This window comes from Phyllobacterium ifriqiyense (genome assembly GCF_030817885.1).
In the GTDB taxonomy this organism is placed as follows: domain Bacteria; phylum Pseudomonadota; class Alphaproteobacteria; order Rhizobiales; family Rhizobiaceae; genus Phyllobacterium; species Phyllobacterium ifriqiyense.
Window position 1 is genome coordinate 485,504 of the sequence record NZ_JAUSZT010000003.1, and the last position, 14,073, is coordinate 499,576.

The window sequence follows — 14,073 nt, forward strand, 5'->3', positions numbered from 1 at the left end:
GCCGCTTCAATGCGGCCTTTTCATTACCGAGCATTCGTGTCTACTTTTCGAACCGTTTCTAAAGGTTTACTGAGTAAAGCTCCCTCATTGGCCATAATTGGAGCTGCCCATTGCGATTTTCTGCGGTACAGACTGCAGACCGGTTTCTGCCGGAGAAACTGACCCGCCAGCTCCATCCATGGCTCCTTCGCCTGGATGCTTTGCTCGACGGGACCAATCAGCATGCCGTAGCGCAGCGCGTTTCGTTGATTGCTTTCGGCATTCGTATTATCAGTGCAGCCATAGCTCTCCTATCGCAGGTCATATTCGCCCGCTGGATGGGGCAATTTGAATATGGAATTTTTGTTCTCGTATGGGTGACAGTCGTCATCCTTGGCAATCTTTCCTGTCTCGGCTTCCAGACCAGTATTATCCGCTATGTCCCGGAATATCTTGAGAGCAACCAGCTAAATCGCCTGCGCGGTATCCTGTTTACCAGCAAGATATTTGCCATATCCATGACGACCTTTCTGGCGCTTGCCGCCGCGGCAGGCATTTATCACTTCCGCGATGCGCTTGAAGCTTACTATGTCACGCCCTTCCTGCTTGGATTTGTTTGTCTTCCGATGATCGCCCTCGGCGATACGCTTGACGGCACAGCACGCTCACGCTCATGGGTTCTGGTTGCCCTCACCCCAACCTATATCGTCAGGCCGGTCCTGACCCTCATCATCATGAGCATTGCCCATGCGGCCGGCTTTACACCCACAGCTATTATCGCCGTGATCTGCTCAATTATCGCAACCTACCTTACAACGCTGGTTCAATTGCTCGTGGTCAATAACCGGTTCAAGTCTGTTATCCCTCCTGGAAACAGGTCCATTCGTTTCGGCGAATGGTTCACAGTCTCGCTACCTATCTTCCTTGTTGAGGGCTTTTTCTTTCTTCTCACCAATGCGGACGTGCTGATGGTCGGGCGGTTCATGGAGCCTGACAAGGTCGCCACCTATTTTGCCACTGTGAAACTTCTGGCTCTCGTGCACTTTGTCTATTTCTCGGTAAAAGCCGGTGCCGCGCAGCGATATTCCGAACTGATCCATACAACCGATCACGCCCAACTGGCCGCATTTGCAAGAGACACGGCGCGCTGGACATTTTGGCCCTCTCTTGCAATGGCGCTGGTGCTGCTTTTGCTGGGCAAACCACTGCTCTACCTGTTCGGTGACGAATTCACGGAGGGCTATCCCCTCCTTTTCATCATGGTTATCGGTGTGGTTGCCCGGGCGTCGGTTGGGCCGGCTGAAAGCCTGCTGAACATGGCCGGAAAACAAAAAATCTGTGCTGCAGTTTATGCTCTCACACTGATTGTTAATATCTGTCTCAGCATTGTGCTCATCCCGGCCTATGGTTTGACCGGAGCCGCATGCGCCACCGCTTTTTCAATGGTATTTGAAGCCGTGACCTTAACGCTGACTGTTTACAAACGTCTGAACATTACGATGTTCGTTTTTGCCGGCAGGGTAATCGAGAAACCTGCCAAGGAAGAAGTCTGATGGCCGCGATCCCGCTCCTTGAAGAACTGGCCGGTGGTCCTTCTGCGCATATCATTGCGCAGTTGTCGGGCATGGATTCTTCGCGCGATGCGACAAAGCAGTTCGAGGAAACTCTTAGCACGCACGCCATTCCCCGCAAGCTTTCCATCTATTCGGCTTCCGCCGGTTTTGAACTCCTTGATGAGCTGGAATATCTCACCTACCGGACGATCGAGCCAAACATCTTTTTCAATCCTCGGTTTCTGGCGCCCGCCATGCCACGCCTCGATGACAGGCAGGTCCGGTTCATGGTTATGCGCGACGAGAACGACATCAAAAGCCGCCTTCGCTTCCTGATGCCCTACACGATAGAGCGCCCGGGCTTTGCTTTTTCAGGTTCGATCTTGCGCGCTTGGGCGACGCCGTTTGGACCACAGGGAACGCCTTTGATCGATCGCGACGACCCCGTTGGCGTTCTGAATGATCTCTTCGATATGCTGGGTCGCAAACATCTGAAACTACCGGAAATCCTGGTTTTCCCGGATATGCTGCTCGACCGCCCGGTGGCGCAGCTTATCCGTTCAATAGCCATGGAACGGAACCTGCCACTGGTCACGACGCACCAGATGGAACGTCCCGCAATTGAAAGTACCAAAGAGGGGGCCGAATATTTACGCGAAGCCATTGGCGCAAAACATACCAAGGAGTACCGCCGGCTCTGGCGGCGTCTCTCAGAAAAAGGCGCCCTCACTTACGTCGTCAGCCGTAGCGAAGAGGATATAAGACGCAAACTCGAGGATTTCCTGGCACTGGAAGCCAGTGGCTGGAAGGGACAGCGCGGCTCGGCGATGGCCGTAGACCGGTTCCGTGCGGCCTTTGCACGTGAGGCCGTCAACAATCTTGCTGCACGTGATCTGGCTCGCATCCATACGCTGGAATTGGATGGCAAAGTAATCGCGGTGCTGATCGTGTTCATCGAAGCGGGCGACGCGTGGACTTGGAAAACCGCCTATGATGAGCGTTTGGCGAGTTTCTCACCGGGTGTTCTTTTGATGATTGAAGTGCTGAAGAATCATTTGGAAGATCCCAATATTGACCGGACCGATTCTTGCGCCGTGCCGGATCACCCCGTTGCGTCTCGTCTTTTCCAGGAGCGGGAGAAAATCGGAACTCTGGTCATCGGCCTTACCCCGCAAGCAGATCGCGCCACCCGGCAGGCGGCTTCGCAGATCCACCTTTACCGGCGCACCCAGAATATTGCCCGCCTCATGCGCGAGCGCTTGCGCAATTTGACCGGACGAAACTAGGCCCTTTCTTGCTTATGCTTGGCATAGCCCAGATTTATCAGATGGCGCATGACATCGGCCGGAACATCAGCATCTGAAAACTGGTCATGATATGCTCCCGTATGCTCGAAGGGGTTTTCAGATACGTGGTCCCCATTGTTTTCGGCATCCGACCCCAACAGCACATAAGCAGCATGCCCGGCGCTCTGCAGTGTAAACCCGCAATAGTCGGCAATGTCTGCGGCGATCTTCTCGGGATACTGCAGCAAGTCCTCCTGTCTTATTGCAAGGTGATCAACCCGATCTTTCCATGAAAGCCAGGCTTCAATGGAATTCACCCACCGTTTGAAACCTGGGCCGGGATCTTTCTCTATGGTCTTGCGTAACATGCTGGCGACAACGTCGCGCCCATCACGATAAATGTAGATAATTTTGGCATTAGGAAAATGGGCTTTGACAGCGTCAACGTGGAAAACATAATCCGACCACTTGTCTCCCCAACGCCAAGCATCACGCCTGCCATAGACCGAGTGCAAGGCTGCCGAATAACCTTGCTCCGCCTCCAAACCTGTCAGCTCGATTTTATAGTGCCAGAACTGCAGCCAAAGGTTTTTCTCCACTTGAGCACGTTTGTTCTCAAGCCACTCAGCCAATGAAAACTGCTCTTGCCAAGCGGGCCACGCAAACAATGCCCATTCATTGGAAATCATCATTCCATTATCGTTCAAAATCCGGACGATGGCGGTCGTACCACTTCTTTGACACCCGCAAACTATTATCGGGCTGCCTTCAGCATGTTCATTCATTAATCTTCCCCAATTTAGATTTATTTTCTACAGGATCGGAAGAACTCACAATACAGATCACGACAAAATAGCCCCCAACACATTGATTTAATATTGTATCTTCTCGCCCTTGAGAAATTTGATCGAGCAAAAGACAGCGCGGTGGCGCCGCCCTGAGAAAACATCTCAACTGAAATCCGTTTCACACACGGCCCATCACGCGCTAAACAGACGACTACCGCTGATCAATTGGAATGAAGCCTATGACCGATACAGTTACCGACCGCTTTCTTCGCTATGTCGTGATCGACACCCAGTCGGATGCCAGTTCTTCAACACAGCCCACGACCCAGAAGCAGCTTGATCTTGGCCGCATACTTGTCACTGAACTGCTCGAAATTGGCCTGACTGACGCGCCCATCTGGACGAACATGGTTATGTCTATGCAACCATCCCCTCCAATGTCGACAAGGACGTGCCGGTCATTTGTTTCTGTTCGCACATGGATACGGCGCCCGATTTCACAGGGACAAATGTGAAGCCCCAACATGTGCTGAATTATCAAGGCGGGGACATTCAGCTGACCGGAGATACGCAGCAGATCATTCGCGTGAAAGATCATCCTGTCCTGCTTGATCAGATTGGCAACGACATCATCACAACCGACGGCACCACTTTGCTTGGAGCCGACGACAAAGCGGGTCTCGCCGAGATCATGACGGCTGCGCAAATCCTCATGGATAATCCCGACATCAAACATGGCACCATTCGCATCCTGTTTACGCCGGATGAGGAAGTAGGGCGCGGCGCTGACAAGGTTGACCTTGAAAAGCTCGGTGCGCAATTTGCCTATACTGTCGACGGTGAAACCGCCGGACATATTGAAGATGAGACATTCTCGGCAGATGGCGTTGAGATCACCATTCAGGGTGTCGCAATCCATCCGGGTTTTGCCAAGGACAAGATGGAAAACGCCATCAAGATCGCCAGCGCGATTATTGCCGCTTTACCCAAGAATATTGCCCCCGAAACGACTGAAGGCCGCGAGGGTTTTATTCATCCGGTCAATATTACGGGTTCCATGGAAAAGGCCACGCTCGCCCTTATCATCCGTGACTTTAACGATGAGGGTCTGGCGGTAAAGGAAGCCATGCTGGAAGATCTGGTCAAGAAAGTGATCTCCGATTTCCCCGGCTCTTCTTACAAATTCACTGTGAAACAGCAGTATCGCAATATGAAAGCGATTCTCGACCGGAACCCCGAGATCGTGGAAAACGCAATCGAAGCGATTCGGCGCGCGGGCATGAAACCCGTGCGCGGCAGCATAAGAGGTGGCACGGATGGCTCAAGACTATCCTATATGGGCCTTCCTTGCGCAAACCTCTTTGCTGGCGGCCATGCCTTTCACTCGCCGCTAGAATGGATCAGCAGGCAGGACATGGAAAGAGCTGTAAAGACAATCGTGGAATTGGCAAAAATATGGGAGGAACGCGCGTGAGGATGGCTCATCGCTTCATGCGTCCGCGTTGCCCACAAGTGGGCTAACGGTAATCTCATTGAACATTCCTCAATTAAGTTTCTATAGAGTTCGGAGGAAACACATTGGGGGGGGAATGATCGTCTGTGGAGTTGACTTAAAATCAAGTGAAGCGCGGCTAGTTTTGGTCTCGGTGGAGAACAACGACCCACATCTCATACCGTGTAAAACAAAGAAGCTCACTTTAGGAGACGATAAAGACAGCAGCGCTATCAAGTCGTTCCTTCAAGCCATAAAAACCTTTGCCCACGAAAACGGTGTCGCTGTTTTTGCAATTAAAGCGAGAGCGAAAGGCGGGCAAATGGGTGGAGGAGCTATATCATTTAAAATTGAAACACTCTTTCAGCTTTCAGATTGTGACGTGGTATTTGTCAACGCTACCGCGCTATCAAAATTTTCAAAGACAAACTTGGGAGGGATTCCAGACGGCGTACTAAAGTACCAATACGATGCCTACCGTTGCGGAGTGTTCCAGCTCGCCAAAGCCGGAAGATTATAATGGCTCTGGATTTTTCGCTTTTGCCGGAGTCCATCAGGCAAAAAGCCGAGGAGCTGACCAAAAATATAGAATTCAAACTGATGAACGACAAGGGAGCCAACGGTCATGTGCTGATCGGCTACAACACGCTCCTAAAGCGCGATGTCGTTGTAAAGTTCTACTATTGGGTAACGGAGATCATGCAGAACCCGCCGTACTCGCTCAACTCGAATCCGATCACATTCTTAAGGTATATCATGCTGAAAGCATCAATAAAGACGATGCGTTTTTTATGACGCAGTATTGCACGTCTGGTGACTTAGACGACGCCTTGAAGAGTCGAAAATTTGGGACTGTTGAGGCGATTGATGTACTGAGCCAGATTGCAGGCGGGGCAAGCTTTTTGCATGGGAATGGCTACCTACACCGTGACTTGAAGCCTGCAAATATCTTTTGTTTGTCCAAGGACAAGTTCGTAATTGGAGATTTTGGTTCTGTTGTCGTCCAGAACGACGAGGGCTACGCAAAAACACTAACCCGACATTCGCTTCTTTATCGCCCACCTGAAGAGCTCGAAGAGAAACGGTCGTATCGTGAAGGAGATATATATCAGCTGGGTATGATTTTTTATCAACTCTTAGGTGGTCACCTGCCCTACGAAGAACGTGCATGGCTTTCTGAAAAAGAGGCCATAAAATATGACGGCCTCGGCGGTTGGGAACAGCAAAATTATGCCACGTCGATCATCGAATCAAAAATTGTTCGAGATCGTGTCGTTAATCGCTCAACGCTTCCCGCATGGGTACCGGCTGGTCTTAAAACGGTGGTTAGAAGATGCTGCGCTACCAAACGCGAAGACCGTTATTCATCAGTCGCAGATCTGGTAGTACAATTAAATAATTTGAGAAGTACAGTTCCCGAATGGCGCGTTGGCGAAAATCCCATACTACATCGGGGCAAGAGACGGTTTCGTATCGTCCCACACAAAGGCAGCTATGTCATTGAAAAGTGTATTGGCGCTCAATGGAGAAAGGACCGGACTTTCTTACCAGAGACTTTGTTTGATGCAGTCAAATTCGCAGAGCAGCTTTAATTCTCTACTCTATTGAGTCCTAGACAAGCCTACATCATACTTTGGTGTCCGCCGTGAGCCACGTATGGATGCTCAACGCCCTGCTTAAATGATGTCGTGAAAAGCCTCTGGTGCCCCTTGCCGGAATGCAGTTTTTATTGAAAATCAATTAGATATCAATCAGTGGGACAATTATAGGTGGTGTAAAATCATTATGCTTTATTCTGAGAATGTCCCACCAAATCTGCCCCATATCATTCTCTAGAACTTCTTGGCGAGTATCGATATTCTTATCGCATGAAGATCACATGGGAAAGAACTGTCATCGGTGGAGAGACGGAAACGGGCGACTTTGTTGCAGTTGTCGAGGGGGAAGTAGTCGGGCGCATCTATCCCTATCTCGTCGGTCCGAAAAAAGGTTATTATTGGACGTTCCAACTCGGCCATGGTGAGTTCCGCAAAGCCCACTTGAGTGGAATCGTGGATACCAAGCAAGAAGCTGCCGACAAGGTTAAAGCCGAGTTTGCCCGCTGGCTCGAATATCCGCACGAACAAGGTGGCGGTAAAGATTTGCCAATCAAGTATTGGTCGCCGGGATCCATCGCTTATTCGAAAGCTCTGAAAGATCGCGAGGGTAAGGATTAACGCCCTTCCTTGACATAAAGACCGGCATCCTTGGCAGCGGCTACAAAGGCCTCTCTGGCGGCATCTGTGGACACAGCACCCTCCAGACAATCGAGACATGCGATACGAGCGTCAAGCTGTAGCTTTCCCTTCTCAACCGGCCAATCATAGACCAGATACTCGGAAGCCTCCTCAACGGACGCTATGACCCGATACCGGCCTATTCTCTTGGTCTCGACTGTGACTGTTTCAAATGGATGTGCGCGCATGGGCTTGAAACGGGGATAGTGGGAATCCGTTCCAGAACGCAAAAAAGCGCCGCCCCATCCCAAAGGACAGAGCGGCGCGTTTCAGTTGTTAGGAAATTCCGAACTGCTCAAGGTGGAGGAATGGATTGACGCTTGTCGCGCTCAATTCTTTCAAGCCGATCCAGCAATTGCATATTCAAATCACGCTGGCCGAAGAACCCAGATTGCGTCTGTTTGATTTCATCGACTTGCCGCTGGATGTTTTGAATGGCTGCCATGCGGGCCTCACGGTCTGCCGCAAGCTGCGCATCGTACGACACCCAAACCCGCTCATGTTCCTTGCGAGGAACCTGGTCATCCTTGATCTTGTCGATATCCTTCTTGATATCGCCAAACTTATCGATGCTTTCTTGCCGGGAAATCACTCGATTATTCTCATAGGTGTTTTTGAAGTCAGTGAAGGCCGCAACGGACATGGCGGATGAGGCGGTTTCGCGGATATCAGTTTTTGTTTCCGAGAGGCTATCCTTGATCGGACTGAGCGCTTGGCTACCCGCCGCCACAATGATGGCAAGGCACACACCCGCAGCCGCCCAGATCACGGGCCATTGGGTTCGACTATTGCTTCGAAGCTCATTCGAGAGTGTCCCGATACTTGACCGCAGCTCGTTCGAAATCGTGCCGATACTGGAGTTGACCGACTGAAACCCCGTGTTCATGTTGGACCGAAGGTCTACAATATCCTTGCCTTGGTTCTCTACCCGCTCGGAGAGGCGGGCATATTGGGCCATCGGATCGAATATTCCATTGTTACTGTTGGGCATGTCTGCCTCCAATTTCGTCATTCCCCGCCCCACCAATCATGCGATGCTATTTCCAGCAGCCAAGGCGTGAGCCGTTGGCATCGTTTCCTTCAATCCGCTCTGATGCCGGTCGATCCAACTGGATCACCGCGACAGTTGCTGCCGGATTAAGGTTCGCTTTTCGGAAGCCCGCGCAGCTGCTCGCAGGCATCGACGGGCATCCCGCGAGAACGCAGAGACTGAACACACAAATCAAAATCGCTAAGGGCCTGAAGTTTCGCATCGCTCTTGTTCCTGTCTCTCTCGGCTTTTACATCGGATTGAAGTTGCTCCACAGCGGCTTGCTGACGGCCTTCGCGCTTCCCATAGACATAGGAACCGGACACCAGCACAAATGCCGCCAGTGCCCAGATCAGAGCCGTTTTGATAGGTCCGGGGATAAGTGCGAGAAGCGCGGTCATAACGCCACCGGATCAACATCGAGAGCGCTGGCAAGCTGTGCTTTCTTACGCCGAGCATAGATACCGTAACCGATACCGCCGAGTGTAATGACGACAGAAGCCACGACGAGGATGGTGTAAATGTTGTCGATGATTGAACTGCTCCCGATAATCGGGGCGATTGAATCCTTGGCTTGGTCAATTCCGGATGCACCGGAGAAGCCGCCTACACCAAGACCAGCAGCAGCATCACCGGCAGCCCGGTTAGGAGCCTTCTTGGCATCGACAAAAAATGCCTTGCCGTCCATACCATCTTCATAGACTGGATCAGGCCCAACCGAACCCGTTGCCCATGCCTGCCCGATCTTCTTGACCTGAGCAACGCGGGATGACCAGCCCTTGCCAAACGTGCTCCATGTCTTCAGGGCCTTCATGAACGCAAGACGGTGAGCGCAGATGCGAGCCACAAGAGCGTCGTTGTCCCCGATAGACTTGAGGGCAGCGAGAGTGCCGACACCTATGGAACCATCCACAGCGCCACTGTAGGCCACGCCAAGAGCACGCTGCAGCCACTTGACCGCCTGGCTCACACCGGAATTAACGGCACCATCAAACACTGCATAGTCAACGCCGGCCGGAAGCTGGTCGCCTTTGATCGGATCCCAATACTGTTTCTTGTAGATGGCGCTGCGCTCTTGAACACTGATGTTCTTGACGGTCTGGGTTTTCTTGCCGAGACCTTTGCGATAGCCATCATAGACGCGCTGCGTAACACCATACATCGTGGCGCCGCCGGGATCTTGTGGATGGTTGGAATAGCCGCCCTCATGGACGAGCACAGCCGCCAGCGCAGCCGGAAACTTCGCTTTCATAACAGATTTTCCTTGTGGATTAGCGGCGCACGAAGCGCAGGCTAGGTCGCGGTGGATGTGTAAACTTAAGCTTTGCTTGACCGCGCAAGCACGATGCCTCAATAAACATGAAACAAAAGGGAGGAACGTCACTTGAACAGAACAGAACTTTTACTTTCGCTCTTTGATTCAAGTGGCTTTGGTCTGGAGGTTGGTCCCAGCTACAATCCACTCCTCCCCAAATCGAAGGGGTATAATGTTGAGACGGTTGATTACGCCGATGCAGCTACTTTACGCAGGAAATACAGTGCCAACGCTTCGCAGATTGAAGAGGTTGACTACGTTTCGGATGGATCCAGCCTTCTTGAATTGATCGGGCAAAAAGAAAGATACGACTTTGTATTTGCCTCTCACGTGATCGAGCACGTCACAGACATTGTGCGCTTCATTCAAGACTGCGAAGCGCTACTGAAACCGACAGGTGTCTTGGTCTTAGCAGTGCCAGACAAGCGGTTTTGCTTTGACACCCTTCGTCCCGTTTCAACGGTTGGCGCAGCGCTTCAGGCTTATATAGAAAAGCGTACGAGACATACCCCAGGAATGCTTTTCGACCATCAGCTTTCCATCTGTACTAAGGCCGGTGGCATAGTCTGGATCGAGCCTACATTCGACGATGTGGCCTTGGTGCACGAACCGAAACAGGCGCAAGACCTTTTCGAGATATCGCAGAAGGATACAGACTATCACGACATACATGGCTGGCAGTTCACGCCCACATATTTCCGCTACTTTATCAAGACATTGCGAGCGCTCGGATACATCAAATCAGGTGAAGTCGCTTTTAACAAGAATGATGATATCCAACTGCATCTGCATGAGTTCTATATTACCTTATCCAAAAACGCCCCTACGTTGGATATTGCAGATATCGACTTATTAAAGAAATCTGAGGAAGAACTTAGAGAAATACAGTTAAGTCGAGCACCCAACCCGTTAGAATCTGCCTTGAAATCCAAGGAACAAGAGATTAGCAGATTACGTGATGAGTTTGCGAAAGCAACTGATACTCAAGAATCCAAAATTCTTACCCTGCAACAGCACTTGCGCCAATCACAATTGGAAACGCAGACTTTGAAAGCATCCTCTTCATGGAAGATTACAGCTCCCCTTCGATTTCTAAGATCGGTAGTAAGGTGACAGAAACGTCCTTAAAAAGGCCCATCGATACAAAGGTTCCAACCGTTGTCGTTGTCATACCATTTTACAATGGGTCCGAGTTTATTGAGAGGGCGGTGCAAAGCGTTCTCAATCAAACCGTTGCTCCAAATGAATTCATTGTAGTGAACGATGGTTCCACGGAAAACGAGAAGCAGTTTCTCCATGATCTTTCCACGCGATATGAATTTCGGGTCATTGATCAAATCAACGGCGGTCAAGGATCGGCAAGAAACGCTGGCGTAGCTAATAGCAAGTCCGATTTCATATGCTTCCTCGACCAAGACGACTTTTATTTGAAGACCCATATACAGTCCCTGGTCGAAGCCATACCGGAAAATGACCCACATTTTGGCTGGGTTTACGGCGACCTCATTGAGGCAGAAGGTGATGGTAATGTCATTCGCACAAGTATGGTGCGAGAACACAGTAAGCACCCAAAGACCCATATCTTGGATCTGCTACGCAATGACATGCATGTCTTGCCATCCGCCTCACTTATCTCCCGCACTGCATTTGAAGCTGTAGGTGGGTTTGATCCCCAGTTTATGGGATATGAGGATGATGACCTATTCTTGCGGATATTTCGGAAGAACTTCACCAACACATTTATTGATAAATCTGTCACGGTTTGGTGCATACATACTGAGAGCACATCGTATGGGATTCGAATGAGCCGAAGTCGTTTAAGATATTTCAAGAAGCTTGCAGCGGCATTTCCTGACGATCCCATTAAAAGAAGGTTCTACATGCGCGATGTTTTTATCCCTCGCTTCCACAATCAGATTGTGTCGGAAGCCATCGTTGCTGCCACACAAAAGGACAGTAAGTTCGCCCAACACAAGGATGAACTAATTGGAATGTACAAAGAGTACGTGGATATCGTATGCGCTAGCCCTGCGGTTTCCGAAGCGACAAAACGGAAATTGAGAGCGCAGGCGCGATTATTATCAACCGGCTCCTCGGTTGCAATAAAAGCCGCTCATTTCGGCGTAAGAACGCTTCAAGGACTACGAAAAATAAGGCTGAGATAGAGTTCTAGATAATCACGGCTCTGGCGCTTGGGGTACAGACTTCGACACCGGTGTCTCAACGGCAAGCAAATTTAACTTTCGGAACGTCACGGCGTCGAGCCGCCACCCTCTCCAAACATCGGAGATAAGCGCCCTAGCCGACGAAATTCATGATGCACATGATCGATTATCTCGTCTTTTGTTTTTTTTCCTGTCATCGCAAACGACATTGCGATGAACATCGCAGCAGCTAGATCTGAACCGTAACCACCTTCTCGCTCTTCCCAAAGGTCATAGGCCACAATCCCAGCGTCTTCCATTTCAGGCGTGATCTCAATGCCTTGTGATTTTTTTGCTTCGGTCATGATGCTTCCCTATCACAAAGATGCTGCGGCGGTGAAGAACTGGTTGATCTGCTCTTCCGTGAAGCCCAAACCCGCGAATCCTTGCTGCAGCATTTCATCCGTGCGCAGGAACGTACTGCTGTCGGCATAGGCTGCTTGCGTGCGGATATCTTGGGTAGCTATCCAACCCTCAACCTGTTCAAGCAGTCCCGCATCAATTAGCGCGAGACGGAATTGACGTCGGGACAGACGATCTGGAACGACAGGTTTAGGAGTTGGTGGCTCGTAGGGAACAACGTGACCGTCTTGCCATTTGCGCAGACCGTTGTTATTGATGAAGGCCCGCCACTGCTGTTCGGTAATAGGAATTGCGTCGGAAGGAATGAGGCAATCAGGATTTGGCTCCTCACCAATGATAGGCGCGACAGGGTTCGGCTCATCTTCAGTTGGTTCCGGGACCGGGCCATAGATAGGTCGCATACGGGTGCCGTGAAGCTCCTCAATATAGAAGCCAGCAGGAAATCCTTCATCGGTAAAAACTGCGAATTTGGTCATGATCAGTATCCTATCGCTAACCAGAAAAACGGAAGATTAGCCTGTGCCGCCACTAAACCACCGTTGGAGATCGCGCGCGCTCTGGTATCGAACGTGGAAGCGCTTACGTTACTGGTGTTGATGACATAGGCGTTCGTAGAGGCTGTATTGAAGTTCGTGTTCTGATAGACGCCGATACATGCAGTCGGAAAGGCAACCGGAAAGGCCGTGGCAAAATCCGACGAAGCGTTAAACGTGCTGCCCCATTGAACCATGATTCCACTTGGAAAGCGGTACCATCCACCGTTTCCGATTAGATTTTTAGTAATACCCAAGGATGTAAGTGCGGCTCCGCCATCGGTATCGTCGAGCAGAGCTTTGATGAAGGTAGAGATGCCCAGCGTAGTTTGTGCTGCACTGGCATTTGCGTCGTCGAGCAAACCTCTTGCGTACGTCGTCAAATCAGCAAGTGCGGCAGCAGATGCACCGGTGAGATATGGCAGCTTATCTGCAGCAGGTGTTCCGGTGATATTTAACGATGCTCTGCCTGCAGCCGTTATATCGGCCAGCGCCATTGTGTTTGCGCCAGTTCCATAGGGAAACTTGTCAGCGGCCATCGTCAGGCCGAAGAGCGACGTTGTCCATGCTTTGGCAGCAGCGAGTGTTGCGCGGGCGTTGGCGCCGAAATCTGCCAGTGCCATAGTGTTGGCACCGGTAAAATATGGGAGCTTGTCAACTGCCCCGGTAATCGCTTGAAGAGCGGCCAATGAGCCGCCACCGATCGCCGTTACCAAGTCTCGCAATGCCGCTGTGAAACGCGATCCATCAGGTTGATACCTAATGCGGTATGGAGAAGCGCTTAGGGCTCCACCCGTCCATGGCTCAGCAAGTGTGATCTGCGTATTGGAAGTGACTGTCGCAATAACGGCATCAAGGTTTTTGACCTTAAGCGTGTCGCCTGGTTGAATATCAGCCGATACCCACTGAGACCCCACGCCGGTAACAACGGTGCCATCAGCGGCAACCGTTATCGTTCCAGCCATATAGTCCGGTTTGATAGCCATTATTTGCTACCCTTCTTTTCTACAGTCTTCTCGGCAAGCTCAAATTCCAGCGCCGCATTGGCGTCATCCAATTGCTTGCGCAGAATCTCAACGGTTGCGTTCAATTCGTGCACTGCCTGAGCGAGCAATAAATTCCGGTTGAGCAGTTGATCCTTGAGCCAAGTTGTTTCGTTCAAAGCAGCTTGGGCGCTGATAGCAACTTTGCCATCTTCGTTGGGTGTCGACATTGGTTCTCCTCCCCGCCGAGGCAGGTGATAAAGATTAGAAA

General features: G+C 51.0%; 17 protein-coding genes and 1 pseudogene. 9 read left to right on the top strand and 9 right to left on the bottom strand.

The genetic code is table 11. The features are described from left to right. Window positions 1–110 precede the first annotated feature (110 nt). Together QFZ34_RS09645 and bspF are read left to right on the top strand one after the other, a co-directional pair. The gene (locus QFZ34_RS09645) at window positions 111–1,532 is read left to right on the top strand and encodes a lipopolysaccharide biosynthesis protein (RefSeq protein WP_115055446.1); all 1,422 of its coding nucleotides are present in this window, start codon (window positions 111–113) and stop codon (window positions 1,530–1,532) included. Then, complete coding sequence (gene bspF, locus QFZ34_RS09650; protein ID WP_115055448.1) at window positions 1,532–2,818, top strand: type IV secretion system effector crotonyl transferase BspF; 1,287 nt, start codon at window positions 1,532–1,534, stop codon at window positions 2,816–2,818. Before QFZ34_RS09645 ends, bspF begins: the two co-directional genes overlap by 1 nt. Here the strand turns inward: bspF and QFZ34_RS09655 are convergent. Further along, window positions 2,815–3,603 (bottom strand): sulfotransferase family protein, encoded by a 789-nt coding sequence (locus QFZ34_RS09655; protein WP_307280081.1) that lies wholly within the window; start codon window positions 3,601–3,603, stop codon window positions 2,815–2,817. The two genes, bspF and QFZ34_RS09655, sit on opposite strands and share 4 nt — an antisense overlap. 242 nt (window positions 3,604–3,845) lie before the next feature. On the opposite strand from QFZ34_RS09655, the pseudogene pepT reads away from it, so the two are divergent. The 5 genes and pseudogenes from pepT to QFZ34_RS09680 all read left to right on the top strand — a co-directional run bounded on the left by pepT (window position 3,846) and on the right by QFZ34_RS09680 (window position 7,314). Beyond that, window positions 3,846–5,080 (top strand): annotated as a pseudogene (pepT, locus tag QFZ34_RS09660) (peptidase T). A gap of 115 nt (window positions 5,081–5,195) precedes the next feature. Further along, window positions 5,196–5,618, top strand: a complete 423-nt coding sequence (locus tag QFZ34_RS09665; protein WP_115055455.1) for a DUF3010 family protein — start codon at window positions 5,196–5,198, stop codon at window positions 5,616–5,618. Further along, window positions 5,618–5,893, top strand: coding sequence for a hypothetical protein (locus QFZ34_RS09670; RefSeq protein ID WP_307286632.1), 276 nt, complete (start codon window positions 5,618–5,620; stop codon window positions 5,891–5,893). Before QFZ34_RS09665 ends, QFZ34_RS09670 begins: the two co-directional genes overlap by 1 nt. Further along, window positions 5,782–6,690: a serine/threonine protein kinase gene (locus tag QFZ34_RS09675; protein ID WP_307280085.1), complete on the top strand. Its 909-nt coding sequence runs from the start codon at window positions 5,782–5,784 to the stop codon at window positions 6,688–6,690. Before QFZ34_RS09670 ends, QFZ34_RS09675 begins: the two co-directional genes overlap by 112 nt. A 276-nt stretch (window positions 6,691–6,966) precedes the next feature. Continuing rightward, window positions 6,967–7,314, top strand: coding sequence for a hypothetical protein (locus QFZ34_RS09680; protein WP_307280088.1), 348 nt, complete (start codon window positions 6,967–6,969; stop codon window positions 7,312–7,314). On the opposite strand, the gene QFZ34_RS09685 is transcribed toward QFZ34_RS09680, so the two are convergent. The 4 genes from QFZ34_RS09685 to QFZ34_RS09700 form a co-directional block, all read right to left on the bottom strand. Beyond that, on the bottom strand, window positions 7,311–7,604 hold the full coding sequence (locus QFZ34_RS09685) for a DUF982 domain-containing protein (RefSeq protein ID WP_307280090.1): 294 nt from the start codon (window positions 7,602–7,604) through the stop codon (window positions 7,311–7,313). The genes QFZ34_RS09680 and QFZ34_RS09685 overlap by 4 nt on opposite strands. 65 nt (window positions 7,605–7,669) lie before the next feature. Then, complete coding sequence (locus QFZ34_RS09690; protein ID WP_307280093.1) at window positions 7,670–8,365, bottom strand: hypothetical protein; 696 nt, start codon at window positions 8,363–8,365, stop codon at window positions 7,670–7,672. Between the two features lie 146 nt (window positions 8,366–8,511). Beyond that, window positions 8,512–8,805 carry a hypothetical protein gene (locus QFZ34_RS09695; protein WP_307280097.1) on the bottom strand — a complete coding sequence of 98 codons (294 nt, stop codon included), beginning with the start codon at window positions 8,803–8,805 and terminating at the stop codon, window positions 8,512–8,514. Beyond that, a complete protein-coding gene (locus QFZ34_RS09700; protein WP_307280100.1) occupies window positions 8,802–9,656 on the bottom strand; it encodes a glycoside hydrolase family 108 protein in 855 nt (284 codons plus the stop codon). Before QFZ34_RS09700 ends, QFZ34_RS09695 begins: the two co-directional genes overlap by 4 nt. A gap of 132 nt (window positions 9,657–9,788) precedes the next feature. Between QFZ34_RS09700 and QFZ34_RS09705 the strand changes: the two genes are divergently transcribed. Further along, on the top strand, window positions 9,789–10,832 hold the full coding sequence (locus tag QFZ34_RS09705) for a class I SAM-dependent methyltransferase (protein WP_307280104.1): 1,044 nt from the start codon (window positions 9,789–9,791) through the stop codon (window positions 10,830–10,832). Next, a complete protein-coding gene (locus QFZ34_RS09710; protein WP_307280107.1) occupies window positions 10,784–11,884 on the top strand; it encodes a glycosyltransferase family 2 protein in 1,101 nt (366 codons plus the stop codon). Before QFZ34_RS09705 ends, QFZ34_RS09710 begins: the two co-directional genes overlap by 49 nt. A gap of 86 nt (window positions 11,885–11,970) precedes the next feature. Here QFZ34_RS09710 and QFZ34_RS09715 read toward each other — a convergent pair whose 3' ends face one another. From QFZ34_RS09715 to QFZ34_RS09730, 4 genes are read right to left on the bottom strand one after another with little or no spacing between them, the layout of a single operon-like run. Continuing rightward, window positions 11,971–12,228: a hypothetical protein gene (locus QFZ34_RS09715; RefSeq protein ID WP_307280110.1), complete on the bottom strand. Its 258-nt coding sequence runs from the start codon at window positions 12,226–12,228 to the stop codon at window positions 11,971–11,973. Between the two features lie 12 nt (window positions 12,229–12,240). Beyond that, entirely contained in the window at window positions 12,241–12,762 is a 522-nt protein-coding gene (locus QFZ34_RS09720) for a hypothetical protein (protein ID WP_307280113.1), read from the bottom strand. A 2-nt stretch (window positions 12,763–12,764) separates the two neighbouring features. Next, entirely contained in the window at window positions 12,765–13,805 is a 1,041-nt protein-coding gene (locus QFZ34_RS09725) for a gp53-like domain-containing protein (protein ID WP_307280115.1), read from the bottom strand. Next, entirely contained in the window at window positions 13,805–14,032 is a 228-nt protein-coding gene (locus tag QFZ34_RS09730; protein ID WP_307280117.1) for a hypothetical protein, read from the bottom strand. Before QFZ34_RS09730 ends, QFZ34_RS09725 begins: the two co-directional genes overlap by 1 nt. Window positions 14,033–14,073: the final 41 nt, after the last annotated feature.

Coding starts and splice junctions, on each gene's coding strand:
- bspF (WP_115055448.1), top strand. CDS start 1,532: ATGGCCGCGATCCCGCTCCTTGAAGAACTGGCCGGTGGTCCTTCTGCG.
- QFZ34_RS09655 (WP_307280081.1), bottom strand. CDS start 3,603: ATGAATGAACATGCTGAAGGCAGCCCGATAATAGTTTGCGGGTGTCAA.
- QFZ34_RS09665 (WP_115055455.1), top strand. CDS start 5,196: ATGATCGTCTGTGGAGTTGACTTAAAATCAAGTGAAGCGCGGCTAGTT.
- QFZ34_RS09670 (WP_307286632.1), top strand. CDS start 5,618: ATGGCTCTGGATTTTTCGCTTTTGCCGGAGTCCATCAGGCAAAAAGCC.
- QFZ34_RS09680 (WP_307280088.1), top strand. CDS start 6,967: ATGAAGATCACATGGGAAAGAACTGTCATCGGTGGAGAGACGGAAACG.
- QFZ34_RS09690 (WP_307280093.1), bottom strand. CDS start 8,365: ATGCCCAACAGTAACAATGGAATATTCGATCCGATGGCCCAATATGCC.
- QFZ34_RS09695 (WP_307280097.1), bottom strand. CDS start 8,805: ATGACCGCGCTTCTCGCACTTATCCCCGGACCTATCAAAACGGCTCTG.
- QFZ34_RS09700 (WP_307280100.1), bottom strand. CDS start 9,656: ATGAAAGCGAAGTTTCCGGCTGCGCTGGCGGCTGTGCTCGTCCATGAG.
- QFZ34_RS09710 (WP_307280107.1), top strand. CDS start 10,784: ATGGAAGATTACAGCTCCCCTTCGATTTCTAAGATCGGTAGTAAGGTG.
- QFZ34_RS09715 (WP_307280110.1), bottom strand. CDS start 12,228: ATGACCGAAGCAAAAAAATCACAAGGCATTGAGATCACGCCTGAAATG.
- QFZ34_RS09720 (WP_307280113.1), bottom strand. CDS start 12,762: ATGACCAAATTCGCAGTTTTTACCGATGAAGGATTTCCTGCTGGCTTC.
- QFZ34_RS09725 (WP_307280115.1), bottom strand. CDS start 13,805: ATGGCTATCAAACCGGACTATATGGCTGGAACGATAACGGTTGCCGCT.
- QFZ34_RS09730 (WP_307280117.1), bottom strand. CDS start 14,032: ATGTCGACACCCAACGAAGATGGCAAAGTTGCTATCAGCGCCCAAGCT.